Genomic DNA, 13,955 nt, shown 5'->3' on the forward strand with positions numbered 1-13,955 from the left:
ACCCCGGAAACCCGGGACCCGCCGTCGTGCTGATGAAGCGTCGTGCGTGTTAGGAGAGCCAGGACCTAGCGGCTGCCGCCGGACCCGGACCCGGAGGAACCCGAACCGGACCCCGACCCCGACCCGCCGGACTTTTTCCCGTGGGAGGAGGAATCATTGACATCCGTGTCGATCTGCTCCTTGCGGATCTCTTCGGAGACGCTCTCCGTGCCGGTCACCGTCTCGGTGTCCAGGCGGACGCGTTCTACCGGCTCGGTGTGCTTGGAAACCACAGCCTCCTCGGCATGGAGCGTCACCTCGTGCTCGTCTTCCGTGAGTTCGGCACCTGACAGGGCATCCCCCGCATTGGCATCCGTAATGGGCTCACGCTCGATCCGCACTTCCTCGTGGCTGACCGGCACCTGCTTGGTGACGGTCTCCGTCACGATGTACTTGCGCAGCCGGGCCTTGCCCACCGCCCGGTTCTCGGTGCCGACGTTGAGGCGCTCCTCCGAACGGGTCATGGAGTCGTCCCCGCTGGATCCCGAACTGGAGGAACTGGAGGAAAGGTCGGACGTCCCGCTGCTGCTGGACGTCCCGGACCTCTGGCTCTCCGACACCGTGGAGGTACCGCTGCTCATGTCGCTGCCCCGCATGCCGCTGTCCCGCGTCTCGGTAATCGTGTCGGTTTCAGAGACGGATTCCGAAGAACCGTCGTCGTAGCTGAAGCCGTAGTACCGGTAGAGCGTGACTTCCTCCTCGGGGCTGATCGAACCGTCGCTTTCGATGTGCGGCGCGTTCTTGACCTCTTCCTTGGAGTAGGGCACCAGGACGTCGACACCTTCGACGGTTGCCTCACTGAGGGGGATAAACGTTTCCGACGTGCCGAAGAGGCCGGTGTTCACGGTGACCCATGCCGGTTCGTCGGTCTGGTCATCCAGGTAGAAGGTACCAACGGAACCGATACGGTCACCGTTCGAGCCAACTACGTTGCCCGAACCGCTCATGAGTCCTTCGACCTGCTGATTCGTGATCATCTTGTTCTCCTCGCGACAGCGAATCCGCCGAATCGGTTGACCGGCGGCAATTCACCACTGGCCTGATCGGAGACAGAGGACACGGCGGTCGGTATCCGCCTGCGGCTCCGGGCCGGCTGGTTGACTGGTGAGGAACCTGGCATACATACCAAGCCCACTTACAATTCCAGCCCCCCGCCTCCGGACCCGTCAATAGGTACTTGCTGCGAGGAGGGGACTACGCGTCCTGCAGCAGGGAGTCCCGCACCTGGCGGCGCAGCACCTTGCCCAACATGGACTTGGGCAGGTCCTCGATAACCACGATCTTCCGCGGCACCTTGTAGGGGGTCAGCCGCTCGCGGCAGTAGGCGCGCAGGGCGGCTTCATCAAGCTCGGCGCCCTCCTGCAGGACGACGGCGGCCACCACCTGCTCGCCGCCGTCGGCCCGGGGCAGGCCCACCACGGCGGCGTCGAGGATGTACTGGTGGGTGCGCAGCACGTCCTCGACCTCCGACGGCGAGACGTTGAAGCCGCCGGTGATGATGAGTTCCTTGCGGCGGTCCACCACCTTCACGAAGCCGTCTTCGTCCACGGTGACAATGTCGCCGGTGCGCAGCCAGCCGCCGTCGAGCAGCACCTCGGCGGTGTCCTCGGGGTTGTTCCAGTAGCCGGCGAAGACCTGCGGCCCGCGAACCAGGAGCTCACCGGCGGCACCGGGTTCGACGTCGTTCACGGGGTTCTCCGGGTCCACCACGCGCATCTCGGTGCTGGGGAAGGGAACACCGATGGTGCCGTTGCGGCGCGACTCGGCAAACGGGTTGCCCAGGGCCACGGGAGAGGATTCGGTGAGGCCGTAGCCCTCCACCAGCAGGCCGCCGGAGACCTCTTCCCAGAGCTTCACCGTGGCTGCCGGCAGGGTCATGGCCCCGGAAATGGCGTAGCGGATGGTGGACAGGTCCACGCCGCGCTTCTTGGACTCGTGCGCGGTCTTTTCGTAGATCGGCGGGACGGCGCAGAAGACGGTGGGCTTGGATTTCTTCGCGGCGGTCAGGACCAGGTCCACATCGAACTTGGGGAACAATACGAGCCGCGACCCGGTGAGGACGGAGAAGGTCAGGTACAGGGTGAGGCCGAAGGCGTGGAACATGGGCAGCACGCCGTAAATGACTTCCTTGCCCTCCTGCGCACCGTGCATCCAGGCTTTGCCCTGCAGGGCGTTGGACCGCAGGTTGTAATGCGTGAGCATGACGCCCTTGGGGATGCCGGTGGTGCCCGAGGTGTACTGCAGGGCCGCCAGGTCGGAAACAACCGGGCGGGGGTGGTCCGCGGACAGCGGAGCGTTGTCGAGCAGTTCCTCCCAGGACATGGTGCGCTCGGTCTTGGCGGTCAGGCCCGCACGGGTGCGCCGCAGGGAGGGGACCGGAAGAGCCAGGGCCATCCGCTTGATCCGGGGCATCGCCTTGGTGATGTTCACGGCCACGATGGTTTCCACGGCTACGTCACCGGGGAATTCCTGTACCTTCTCCACTGCCTTGTCCCAGACGATGGCCACCTTGGCGCCGTGGTTCTCGAACTGGTGGCGCAGCTCGCGCTCGGTGTAGAGCGGGTTATGGCCCACGACGACGGCGCCGAGCCGGAGCACGGCGTAGAAAGCGATGAGGTACTGCGGGCAGTTGGGCAGGATGATTGCCACCCGGTGGCCCTTCCGCACCCCCAGCTTGCGCAGGCCCTCGGCGGCCCGGTTGATCCGGTCCCCCAGGTCCCGATACGTGGTTTCGGCGCCGAAGAATTCCAGGGCCACCTTGCTGCCGAACCGCTCCACGGCGTCTTCCATCATGGCGGTAAGGGATTCGGTGGGCAGCTCAATCTGCGCGGGAACGCCGGGCTGGTAGTTCTTGACCCAATGCGGTTCCAGGGCAGCGGACATGGAGGTCTCCTTCAGGTTGGGCGATACCACGACTATATCGAGGCCGCAGCCCTGTGGATAAAAAACTTGAGCCGCACCACGCTATTCCGCGGCCGGCGCCAGGGACGCCAGGTACCGGGCCAGGGCCCGGGGTGCGGACCGCGGCGCCACGGCTTCGACGGCGGCGTTGTAGTTGGTGTTCGTGTTTACGTCATAGGTCAGCAGGCGGCCGTCGGCGGCCTCGATGAACTCTATGCCGCAGACCTCCAGCCGGTTCCGGCGGGCGAACTCGAGGTACTTGCCGATCACCGGATGGTCGAAATCTTCGCGCAGGCTGAACAGCTGGGTGTCCGCATCCGGTGCAATGGTGGCGCCGGGAGGCATGATCGGCTTGCCGGTGGACGGGTCGATGGCGCAGGCATCCGCCGGGCAGAGCTGGAACCCGCCGCGGGCCGTGTCCGCCTTGATGGCGTAGACGAATTCCCCGCCCACAATCTCCGCCCGGGTGATGAAGGGCTCGGCCGCGACAATGTATTCCTGGATCAGGGTGATGCCGTCCGCAGGCTCCTCGAAGTCCGCCGACGCCACGTAGTCCGCCAGTTCCCCGTGGGATTCGAACTTCCGCACCCCGAGCCCCTTGCCGCCCTGGTTGTGCTTGGTGATGAACGGTGCGGGGAATTCCTTGGCCGCGGTCAGGATCCGGTGGCGTCCGACGGCGGCCACGGTACGCGGGGTGTCGATGCCCGCGGCGCGCAGAGCGGTCAGCTGGTCCACCTTGCTCATTTCCAGTTCCAGCACCCGGCGGCCGTTGACCGTGCGCCGTCCGTGGGCTTCCAGCCAGGACAGCACCGCCCGGGCGTAGTCCTTGGACAGGCCGTGGTCCCTGGTGTGCGAGGAGGCGCTGATCCGGGACCAGAAAATCCCCTCCGGCGGGACCGAGTCCAGGTCCAGGACGCCGTCCGTCAGCAGCCATTCCTCCACGTGCACGCCTTCGGCCTCGAAGGCGCGGGCAAAGGGAGGGAACCATTCGGGATTCTCATGCAGGGCATAGACCGTGGGGGTGCTCATGGAACTCGCTTTCACCGGTTTCGTCGTCGGCCCCGGGCAGGGCAAGGGGTGCAGGGCAACCCTAGGCCCGCTGCCACGGCTCCGCCAGCTTCCGTGACGCCCGACGTCGGCGGCCCCCTACCGCCCCCGGCCCGCCAGCCGGGCCACCAGCGCCTGCGGTGCCCGGCTGCCCACCGTGGCCAGCACCCGGTACCGCTTGGACGGAATGGAAATGCCCTTGCCCGCAAAGGCGTCGGCCAGGGCTTCACGCACCACGCGGTCCGCACTGAGCCACATCCACTTGGGGTAAACGCTCTTGTCCATTTCCATGCGCGCATGGAAATCCGTGTGCACAAACCCCGGGCATACGGCGGTCACGGTGATGCCGCGGCCCCGGTAGTAGAGGTTGGCCCAGCGGCTGAAGTTGATCACCCATGCCTTGGCGGCACTGTAGGTTCCCCGCGGGATGAAGCCGGCTACGGAGGCCACGTTGATGATCCGGCCGCCGCCGTTGGACTGCATCGCGTTCAGTGCGGCGTGGCTCAGCTGCAGCGGCGCACCCACCAGCACATTCAGGTGGTCGATCTCGGCCTGCAGTTCGTTCCGGGCAAAGTCGTTTTTCAGACCGTATCCGGCGTTATTGACCAGCAGTCCGACGTCGGGCTTCTGCACACGGTCGGCGACGGCGTCCACTCCCTCGGAGGTGGCGAGGTCGGCCGCGATCCACTCGGTCTTCACAGAGTAGTCCCGGGCGAGTTCCGCCGCGGTGGATTCCAGCCGCTCGGTGTTCCGGCCGGTGAGCACCAGGTCATAGCCTCGCTGCGCCAGCTGGCGGGCGAACTCCGCGCCGATTCCGGAAGTGGCTCCTGTAACAACTGCTGTCTGCGTCATAAGGACACCTTTCTATGCCGGCCCCGGTTTGGCAACGCAGCGGGTTGGGTGGACCCCTTGCCGGTGCCTGCGGCGGTCCCTAGCTTGGGAGGAGCACCCGAACCCGATTTTCCGTCCCACCGGATCCGCCCATCCCATGTTTTTCTCGAACTCCGCCCCCTCCCCGCGCTGGCAGGACCGCGCCGACGCCGGCCGCGCGCTCGCCGTCGGGCTGTTCCCCTACGCGGGTGCACCGGACCTGCTGGTCCTGGGCCTCCCCCGCGGCGGGGTTCCCGTGGCAGCCGAGGTGGCCCGCACGCTGTCCGCCCCGCTGGATGTGGTGGTGGTGCGGAAGATCGGCTATCCGGAACAGCCCGAACTGGCGGCCGGCGCAGTCGCCGGCATCGCTGGAACGGTCTGCATTGTCCGCAACGAGGACGTGCTCCGGTATTGGCGCAGCCGCACGCAGGACGCGGAGGCCCTGTTCGCGGCCGCCGTCGAACAGCAGCTCGGCGAGGTCCGGAGCCGGGAGGAGCTGTTCCGCCAAGGATCGCCGGAACGGCGCATTGCCGGCTGCACCGTCATTGCGGTGGATGACGGGTTGGCCACCGGAGCGACCATGCGTGCGGCCCTTGGCGCGGTCCGGCAGCTGGACCCGGCCCGCCTGGTCGCCGCTGCGCCGGTGGCGTGCGGCAGTGCGGCGGAGCTGCTCAGCCCGTCGGCCGACGACGTCGTGGTGCCCTGGCCGCGCAGCGGATTGGACGCCGTGGGACTGGCGTACCGCCGGTTCGGCCAGACCACCGACGCCGAGGTCCGGGACCTGCTGGGCGCCTGACGGGCGCACCCACCCCTCCGGCACAGGCCGGCCGCAGCGACGATCCGGGTCCAAACGGCTGGTTCCGCGGCTGTTCCCTAGAGAAGCCGGGCGTTGGCACCGGATACTGGGGAGACAGGCCAGCCGGGCCGATGGGGGAATATCTTTGGAGGTCTTGAGGATGTCCGCATCAGGCAGCGAGTTCCAGCAAGAGGGCGGGTTTGCGTTGGACGCCATGAACCTGGCCAAATCCGTCGTCCGCGGTATCCGCCTCGGACTGTGCATCACCGGGGTGGTTTCCGTGGTCCTTGGGCTGCTGATCCTCTTCTGGCCCGGAGCGACGCTTGAGGTGCTGGCGGCCCTCTTCGGCCTGTATTTCGTCATTGCCGGTGCCGTCCGCATCCTGCTGGGCATCTTCACCGGGCTGGGTGCGGGATTGAAAATCCTCAATATCCTGGTGGGCCTGGCGCTCCTGGTGGTGGGCGTCATTGCCATGCGGAACCCCGCCGAAACCCTGACGGCGCTGGGGCTGATCATCGGGATTGCGTGGATCGTGGAGGGCGTGATGGCCCTGGCCGAATCGGACCGCGGCGGGTCCCGCTGGTTCGCCATTGTGTTGGGGATCCTGAGCATCCTCGCCGGGATAGTGGTGCTCTTCCTCCCCCTGGAAAGCCTCGCGGTCCTGGTGATTTACGGCGGGATCTTCCTTGTGGTCCTGGGTGTGCTCCAGATTGTCCGTGCCTTCGCCTTCGGCCGCGGCATGCCCCGCACCGCGTAGTCCGCCAGCCGCGCCCGCAACCCGCCGTGCACGTCCAGAAACCTCCCAGCAGACATCCAGACCGCGTTAACGCAGCGCTAACCTGGAGGCGCTCCCGGCCGTAACATACCGGCCCCATGCTTAAACCAGCGCCGCCGGTACCGGGGTGCCGGCCAGCCGCGGGGGGCTGGCCCGTCCATATTCTCCGCCCGGCTGCATCGGCAGAGGCAGGAACGGGCGCACAACCCGAACGGGAGTACCTCCATGGACTCTGGAAACACGGCCTGGCTGCTGGCCAGTTCCGCATTGGTCTGCCTGATGATCCCCGGGATCGCCTTCTTCTACGGCGGCATGGTGGGCTCACGGCGGATCCTGAACATGATGATGATGTGCTTTGGCGGGGCCAGCCTCGTGGCCGTCCTTTGGGTGCTTTACGGCTACTCCGCAGCGTTCGGCGACTCGCTGGGCGGCATGGGCCTGCTGGGCGACCCGCTGGAATACCTCGGCCTCTCCGCACTCCTTACTGAAGATCCGGCCGCGGCCATCCCGGTGGCCCTGTTCGCTGCCTTCCAGTTGATGTTCGCGTGCGTAACCACCGCCCTGGTTGCCGGGTCCGCGGCCGGACGGATGAAGTTCGGCGCCTGGATGGTCTTCGCCGGACTCTGGGCCACGCTGGTCTACTTCCCGGTGGCACACTGGGTGTTCGCCTTCGACAACGCGGAAGGCACCGTCGTCGGCGGCTGGATCGCCAACCAGCTGGGCGCCATCGACTTCGCCGGCGGCACCGCGGTGCACCTGAACGCCGGCGTTGCCGCCCTGGCCCTGGCACTGGTCCTGGGCCGCAGCAAAGGCTGGCCGCACTCGCACGGCCAGCCGCACAGCCGGCCGCTGATCCTGCTGGGAGCAAGCCTGCTCTGGATCGGGTGGTACGGCTTCAACGCCGGGTCCGCCCTCAGCGCCGGGCACTCAGCAGCCGTCGTCTTCCTCAACACGGCAGTCGCGGCAGCTGCGGGCATGCTTGGCTGGATGCTGATGGAACGCCTGCGGCTGGGACGCTCCTCGAGCCTTGGCGCGGCGTCGGGCCTGATCGCCGCCCTGGTGGCCATTACTCCGGCCTGCGGGGCGGTAAGCCCCCTGGGTGCCGTCGCCATCGGTGCGATCGCCGGGCTGGTCTGCTCCCTGGCCATCGAATTGAAGTTCCGCCTTGGCTTCGATGACTCGCTGGACGTGGTGGCGGTACACGCCGTCGGCGGCCTGCTGGGCACCCTCCTGATTGGCCTGTTCGCCACCGAGGCTGCACCCAACGGGGTCAGCGGCCTCTTCTACGGCGGCGGCTTCTCCCTGCTCGGCAGCCAGGCAGTCGCCTGCGGAGCCGTACTGGTCTACTCCTTCGTGGTGACCTGGCTGATTGCCAAGGTGCTGCAGCTGACCATCGGCCTGCGCATCCCCGAAGAGAGTGAACTCAAGGGCATCGACCTCATGGCGCACTCCGAATCCGCGTACCTGAATGATGAAGAACCCGTGGAGCTCGGCGCACCGACCCGCACCTAGGACGGGCACCGAAAGGAGGAACGGGCGCACCCACCGCGGGTGCGCCCGTTCCGGTATGCCGGGTTGTTTCCGGCCCCGGCCGGCTCAGAGGTCCCGGTACAGGCCCTCTTCCTGCTCGAGGTAGACGTCCAGCAGCCGGCGTGAATGCTCGCCCGCGGCGCCCTCCTGCGCCAGGCCGTCCTTCATGGTTTCGGCCTGTGCCGCACCGCTGGGGAAGGGAGGAAGCAGCGGCACCGCGGGATCGGTGACCACTTCGATCAGGAACGGCCGGGTGGCGGCGAGCGCCACGTCCCAGGCCTCCCCCAGGAGCTCCGGATCCTCCACCCGGATGCTTTCCAGTCCCAGCAGCTTGGCGTACTCGGCGTACTTGAAGTCCGGCAGCGACTGGCTGTCCTCGAACCGCGGATCGCCCTCCATTTCGCGCTGCTCCCAGGTGACCTCGGCCAGCTCGCGGTTGTTCAGCACGCAGAGAACGAACCGCGGATCCTCCCACTTCTGCCAGAGCCGGCTCAGGGTGATCAGTTCGGTCACCCCGGCCATCTGCATGGCACCGTCCCCGGAGAGCGCCACCACCGGCCGGTCCGGATACGCCAGCTTCGCGGCCAGTCCGTACGGCACGGCGCAGCCCATGCTGGCCAGCGTGCTGGACAGGTGCGCCGGCACGCCCTCCGGAAGGTGCAGCTGCCGCGCGTACCAGTACACGGAGCTGCCGACGTCGACCGCCACCTGCGCGTTGTCCGGCAGGCGCCGGTTCAGCTCGTAGACCACGCGTTCGGGGTTCACCGGATCGGCGGGCGTCATGGCCCGCACCCGGGCCAGTTCGTGCCAGCGGCGCACGCTTTCCTCCACCTGCCGCCGCCAGGGAGCCTCCGGTTTAGCTTCCAGCAACGGGATCAGGGCGTCCAGGCTGGCTACGGTGTCTCCGGTGATGCCGACCTCCACCGGGTAACGGTTCCCGATCGCGGAAGCGTCCCGGTCAATCTGCACCCCGCGCGCCGTCCCCGGCTTCGGGTAGAACTCGGTCCATGGGTCGCTGGACCCGATGATCAGCAGGGTGTCGCAGTTGTCCATCACGTAGCCGGCGGAACTGGTGCCAAGGTGTCCCATGGTTCCGGCGGCCAGCGGCAGGGTTTCATCCACGTACGGCTTGCCGAGCAGGCTGGTGGTGATGCCCGCACCGATCTTCTCGGCCAGGGCGGCTACCTGGGCGCGGGCGTCCCGTGCGCCCTGCCCCACGAGCAGGGCCACCCGCTCGCCGGAATTGATCAGGTCCGCGGCGGCCCGGATGTCCGCCGGGTCCGGCGAGGTCCGCGCGGGGCTGAACACCGGAACGGTGTTGAGGATGCCGTGCTCCTGTTCCAGTTCCGGGGCCGGGGCCTGCTGCACGTCATGCGGGATGATGACGACGGCGGGCGTGCCGGTGGCCAGCGCCTTCTTAAACGCGCGGTCCAGCACCAGCGGGACCTGCTCGGGGGAATTGATCTGCTGGCGGAACGCCGAGGCAACATCCCGCGTCAGGTTCATCAGGTCCACTTCCTGCATGTAGGAGGACCCCAGCACGCTGCGGGACTGCTGCCCGACGATGGCCACCACGGGTGCCCCGTCCAGCCGGGCGTCATACAGGCCGTTGAGCAGATGGATGGCACCGGGCCCCTGGGTGGACATCATCACCCCTACCCCGCCGGTGTACTTTGCATGCCCCACCGCCATGAAGGCCGCATTTTCCTCGTGCCGGACCTGGATGAACTCGGGGTCGCCGCTGCGGCGCATCGCACCCAGGACCGTGTTGATGCCGTCTCCGCTGTAGCCGAACACCCGGTCCACATTCCAGGCCTTCAGGCGTTCGACAATCAGATCCGCTACGAGCCGCTCACTCATGGAAGCCTCCTGTAATCAGCATGCTTACGATACGGCCACACTATTGCATTGAGTGCTTGCCCCGGGAACCCGGGGGCGACACAGCAGGCACCAGGTGCGCCATCTCCACCGCATACTTCCGTATAGTGACGTGCACCACATCCACGTACCCTTGGGTGCATTGCTCCTGATTCGTGACAAAGATGCCCGATTGGAGGCTCCGGCCGTGCCGATTCCCGTTCCGATGAACGATTCCGCACCTCTCGACCCCCTTGAAGGAGCCCGCCGGACCAGCCGGTTTTCCACCGCACAGGCGCCGCTGCGCCAACGGCTGGATTTGTGGGAGGAGTACAACGAGCAGGCGCTGTTCGGGCTGCGCTGCAGCACCCTCTCGGAACGCAGCCTCCTGGCCACCCAGAACAACCTTGCGCTGCCCCGGATCCGGCTGACGCACATCATTGGGAATGACCATGTGATTGAACGCGCGCCGGAGAATATCCGCAGGAACCCGGTCGACGCCGTAATGCTCTGCCTGCTGCTCGAGGGGAAGGCGTTTTTCTACCACGACGCCGGCTGCGAAACCCTGGCCGCGGGCGAAGCCGTCGTTTATGACGCCAACCGGCCTTTTATGTACGGCTTTTCCACGGATATGCGCCAGGTCATCGTGGAGGTACCCCGCACGGTGCTGCGAGAGCAGTCGGCCCGCGAGGAGTACTTCCGTCCGCGGGTACTCCGCATCGCCGGGTCACCCGCCGCCACGCACGCAAACACCACGGCCAACGCTGTACTAGGGGCTTTCCGGGATCCGGTTGAAGATACGGACGAGCTGGAACGGAGCGTGCTGGAAATGTTCTCCATCATTACCGGCGAGCCCGGGGCCGCGCCTTCGCTGGCCTATCTCGCAGCCGCCCGCGGTTACATCGGTGCACATCTGGGCCGGCCGGCCCTGTCCCTGGCCCAGATAGCCCGTGCGGTGGGGATCAGCGAACGCCACCTGACCCGGGTCTTCGCCGAGGCAGGTACCAGCCCGGCTCGGTATGTACTGGAGACCCGGCTGACCCGCGCCCAGGAGCTGCTGGCAGATCCGGCCCACGCCGCCACCTCCATCGCAGCAGTCGCGGCGTCCGTCGGATTCGTTTCGGCCGCCCACTTCTCCCGGGCGTTCCGCCTGGAGTACGGCTGCACTCCCCGCGACGCCCGCGTTTCAGCGGCGGCACGCCAGGCGGACTAAGCCGGCCTTTTCCGGAATGTGAACCTTGCCGAATCCGGACATCGGCTTGTCTGTTCCGGACCAGGCCTTCAGCGGGCCTGCCCTGCCGGTGACAGTGGGAGCTACATCACACCCAGTGTCATTTCCGAAAGGCTCCGGACCCTATGAAAACCTCTCCCCGCCACCTGCTCGGGCTGCTCGCTGTCCCGGCACTGGTCCTGTCCCTTGCCGCCTGCGGTGACGATGCCGGCACTGCGTCCGACGCCGCCGAGACCGGTTCCTCGTCCGTGGACACAGCGGCGCTCGAGACCATGCTCACCGACTTCCAGAAGCCCCTCGAAGAAGAGGTACCGACGGAGTCCGCGGCCATCGCGAAAGACAAGAGCATCGTGGTCATTCCCTGCACCTATTCGTCGGAAGCCTGCGCCCGCGGAGCCGACGCTGCCATGGAAGCGGCTGAATCCCTTGGCTGGGAAACCCGCATGATCGATCCGGCCGGCAATCCGGAAAAAGCCCGCCAGGCCATCGACCAGGCGATCCAGCTCGGTGCCGACGGCATCATCTTCACCGCCGCCGTAGGTGACCAGATCGATGCTTCGCTGAAGCAGGCCCGGGAAGCAGGCATTTTCCTGGTCAACAGCATGTCCCCTGCCGATGACCGCTTCGATGTCGAGGTTGTGCCGGATGAGGAGGTCTCGGGCAAGATGATGGCTGCTGCCATCGCCCAGGACAGCGGCGGAGACGCGAAGATCCTGCTCACCACCGACCCGGCATTCCCGTCCATCACGGCGCGCACCGAGGCGTTCGAGAAGTGGCTCCCCGAGCTTTGCTCCGGCTGCGAGATCGTCGAGACCATCGAAACGCAGATGTCCCAGCTGCAGTCCGGACTGCCGCCGCAGATCCAGGCCACCCTGACCGCCAACCCGGACATCGACTACATCTGGACCCACACCGGTGCCGCCGTCGTCTCCACCCAGGCCACCGTGGAGCGCAGTGCCAACGGCGAGAAGATCAAGATGGTTTCCTACGACGGCAACTCCGCCAACCTGAACCTGATCAAGGACGGCAAGAGCCAGTTCGCGGACGTCATCAAGCCGATGGAGCACACGGGCTACCTGTCCGTGCATGAGATGAACAATCTCTTCGCCAACGGTGCCAGCGGGCACCAGGTCATCGAAATGCCCAAACGCATGGTGCTGCAGGAGACCCTGCCCGAGCTGCCGTGGACGGGTGACTCCGACTGGAAGTCAGCCTTCACGGCTCTGTGGGAGAACGCGGGGTAGTTTCCGCGGAACCCACGCGGCCGGCCCGGTTATCCGGGCCGGCCGTATACCGCTTTCCCGCTGCCACACATTCAGGAGTACCCATGGAGCACACCGCAGCCCTGAGCATCCGCGGAATCAGCAAGACCTTTACCGGACAACGGGCCCTCGACGGCGTCAGCCTCGACATCCAGACCGGCAAAGTGACCGCGCTGTTGGGCATGAACGGCTCCGGAAAGTCGACGCTGATCAAGATCCTGGCCGGGGTCTACGCGCCGGATCCGGGCGGAAGCCTTTCGGTCCGCGGCAAGGACCTGCAACTGCCGCTTACACCCGCGGCCGCACACGCCGCAGGCCTGCGGTTCCTTCACCAGGACCTGGGACTCGTGGACGCGCTGACCATCGCCGACAACTTTGCGCTTTCCGACGGGTTCTTTACCCGCACCGCTTTTTCCCCGGTGAAGCTCCGGAAGGAACACGCCCACGTGGCAGCCACGTTGGAACTTCTGGGCATCGACGAACATCCCGGCAGGCTGGTCGGTGACCTCACCCCCTCCACCCGCACCATGGTGGGGATCGCCCGTGCCTTCCAGCACCGCTCCGGCAGCGTCGACGACGGCGCCCCCGCCGACGTCGACGCGCTCCGCCGCAACATCCTGATCCTGGACGAGCCCACCGCCTCGCTGCCCGCGCACGAGGCAGACCGCGTGCTGGCCCTGTTGGACATGCTGCGCGGCCACGGCGGAACCGCCGTCTATGTCAGCCACCGGATCGAGGAGGTCCGCCGCATCGCGGACAACGTCGCCGTGCTCCGCGACGGCCTGCTCGTTGCGGACGAGCCGCTGGGCGAACGTGACGCTGCCGCGGTCGTTTCCCTGGTCATCGGCCGCGAATTGGAGTCCCCCGCCGTCCGCAGCGCCGAGGAACGCGAAGGCCCGGTGCTGCTGAGCACCCGTGCACTCAGCGGACCCCGGCTGGACGGCATCGACCTCGATGTGCACGCCGGCGAGATCGTGGGGGTTACGGGCCTGGTCGGCTGCGGCCGCAGCGAACTGGTCCGCCTGATCGCCGGTGCCCAACAGCCCTCCGCCGGGTCCATGACCTTGGCCGGCAAGCCGTACGCACCGGATTCCCCTGCAGCCGCAATCACGACAGGGGTGGCCTGCGTTCCGCAAAACCGCCGGCGGGACGGCGTCGTCCTGGACCTGGGGGTCGGGGAAAACCTGACGCTCGGGCGCCTCCGCCGGTATACCCGCGGACCGGTCATAAACCGCGCTGCGGAGAAGGCCGCCGCGGAGGACCTCTCCCGCCGCTTCCTGGTGAAGACCGCGTCCCTCGCCGCACCTGTGCGCAGCCTCTCCGGCGGCAACCAGCAGAAAGTGGTTGTCGCACGCGCAGCGAGCGGCACGCCGTTGCTGCTGCTGCTGGATGAACCCTCCCAGGGCGTTGACGCACTGGCCCGGCAGGAGATCAGCCGGCTGCTCAAGGAACTTGCCGACGACGGCGTGGCGGTCCTGGTTGCCAGCACCGACTACGACGACTTCGTCGGCCTGGCCGACCGCGTGGTGGTCCTGGACCGCGGCCGGATCGCCGCCGAGCTCTCCGGGCCGGAAATCACCGAGGACGGAATCGCCCTCGCCTGCCAGACCGGCGCACCGGCTTAGGCCCCGCCCCACCTACTACGCA

At 67.1% G+C, this 13,955-nt stretch carries 11 protein-coding genes; 6 read left to right on the top strand and 5 right to left on the bottom strand.

Annotation, left to right across the window (positions count from 1 at the left end):
• Positions 1-65 precede the first annotated feature (65 nt).
• The 4 genes from NNX35_RS03745 to NNX35_RS03760 all read right to left on the bottom strand — a co-directional run bounded on the left by NNX35_RS03745 (position 66) and on the right by NNX35_RS03760 (position 4,839).
• The gene (locus NNX35_RS03745) at positions 66-1,016 is read right to left on the bottom strand and encodes a DUF2382 domain-containing protein (protein ID WP_255867016.1); all 951 of its coding nucleotides are present in this window, start codon (positions 1,014-1,016) and stop codon (positions 66-68) included.
• A gap of 217 nt (positions 1,017-1,233) precedes the next feature.
• Positions 1,234-2,922, bottom strand: coding sequence for a long-chain-fatty-acid--CoA ligase (locus NNX35_RS03750; protein ID WP_255867017.1), 1,689 nt, complete (start codon positions 2,920-2,922; stop codon positions 1,234-1,236).
• An 81-nt stretch (positions 2,923-3,003) separates the two neighbouring features.
• Positions 3,004-3,969 carry a RimK family alpha-L-glutamate ligase gene (locus tag NNX35_RS03755; RefSeq protein WP_255867018.1) on the bottom strand — a complete coding sequence of 322 codons (966 nt, stop codon included), beginning with the start codon at positions 3,967-3,969 and terminating at the stop codon, positions 3,004-3,006.
• A gap of 117 nt (positions 3,970-4,086) precedes the next feature.
• Positions 4,087-4,839 carry an SDR family oxidoreductase gene (locus tag NNX35_RS03760; RefSeq protein WP_255867019.1) on the bottom strand — a complete coding sequence of 251 codons (753 nt, stop codon included), beginning with the start codon at positions 4,837-4,839 and terminating at the stop codon, positions 4,087-4,089.
• Between the two features lie 136 nt (positions 4,840-4,975).
• Between NNX35_RS03760 and NNX35_RS03765 the strand changes: the two genes are divergently transcribed.
• The 3 genes from NNX35_RS03765 to NNX35_RS03775 all read left to right on the top strand — a co-directional run bounded on the left by NNX35_RS03765 (position 4,976) and on the right by NNX35_RS03775 (position 7,940).
• Positions 4,976-5,653 carry a phosphoribosyltransferase gene (locus tag NNX35_RS03765; RefSeq protein WP_255867020.1) on the top strand — a complete coding sequence of 226 codons (678 nt, stop codon included), beginning with the start codon at positions 4,976-4,978 and terminating at the stop codon, positions 5,651-5,653.
• Positions 5,654-5,813: 160 nt separating this feature from the next.
• Complete coding sequence (locus NNX35_RS03770; protein ID WP_255862438.1) at positions 5,814-6,410, top strand: HdeD family acid-resistance protein; 597 nt, start codon at positions 5,814-5,816, stop codon at positions 6,408-6,410.
• 243 nt (positions 6,411-6,653) lie between these two features.
• Entirely contained in the window at positions 6,654-7,940 is a 1,287-nt protein-coding gene (locus NNX35_RS03775) for an ammonium transporter (protein ID WP_255862437.1), read from the top strand.
• Between the two features lie 84 nt (positions 7,941-8,024).
• Here NNX35_RS03775 and NNX35_RS03780 read toward each other — a convergent pair whose 3' ends face one another.
• Positions 8,025-9,818, bottom strand: coding sequence for a thiamine pyrophosphate-requiring protein (locus NNX35_RS03780; protein WP_255867021.1), 1,794 nt, complete (start codon positions 9,816-9,818; stop codon positions 8,025-8,027).
• Positions 9,819-10,023: 205 nt separating this feature from the next.
• Here NNX35_RS03780 and NNX35_RS03785 point away from each other — a divergent pair, with 205 nt between their 5' ends.
• From NNX35_RS03785 to NNX35_RS03795, 3 genes are all read left to right on the top strand, one after another.
• Positions 10,024-11,028, top strand: a complete 1,005-nt coding sequence (locus NNX35_RS03785) for a helix-turn-helix domain-containing protein (protein ID WP_255765192.1) — start codon at positions 10,024-10,026, stop codon at positions 11,026-11,028.
• Between the two features lie 143 nt (positions 11,029-11,171).
• On the top strand, positions 11,172-12,290 hold the full coding sequence (locus NNX35_RS03790; RefSeq protein ID WP_255765193.1) for a sugar ABC transporter substrate-binding protein: 1,119 nt from the start codon (positions 11,172-11,174) through the stop codon (positions 12,288-12,290).
• Positions 12,291-12,373: 83 nt separating this feature from the next.
• Positions 12,374-13,933 (top strand): sugar ABC transporter ATP-binding protein, encoded by a 1,560-nt coding sequence (locus tag NNX35_RS03795; protein WP_255765194.1) that lies wholly within the window; start codon positions 12,374-12,376, stop codon positions 13,931-13,933.
• Positions 13,934-13,955 lie beyond the last annotated feature (22 nt).

The sequence above is a fragment of the Arthrobacter sp. zg-Y844 genome (assembly GCF_024385465.1).
Lineage (GTDB): Bacteria > Actinomycetota > Actinomycetes > Actinomycetales > Micrococcaceae > Arthrobacter_B.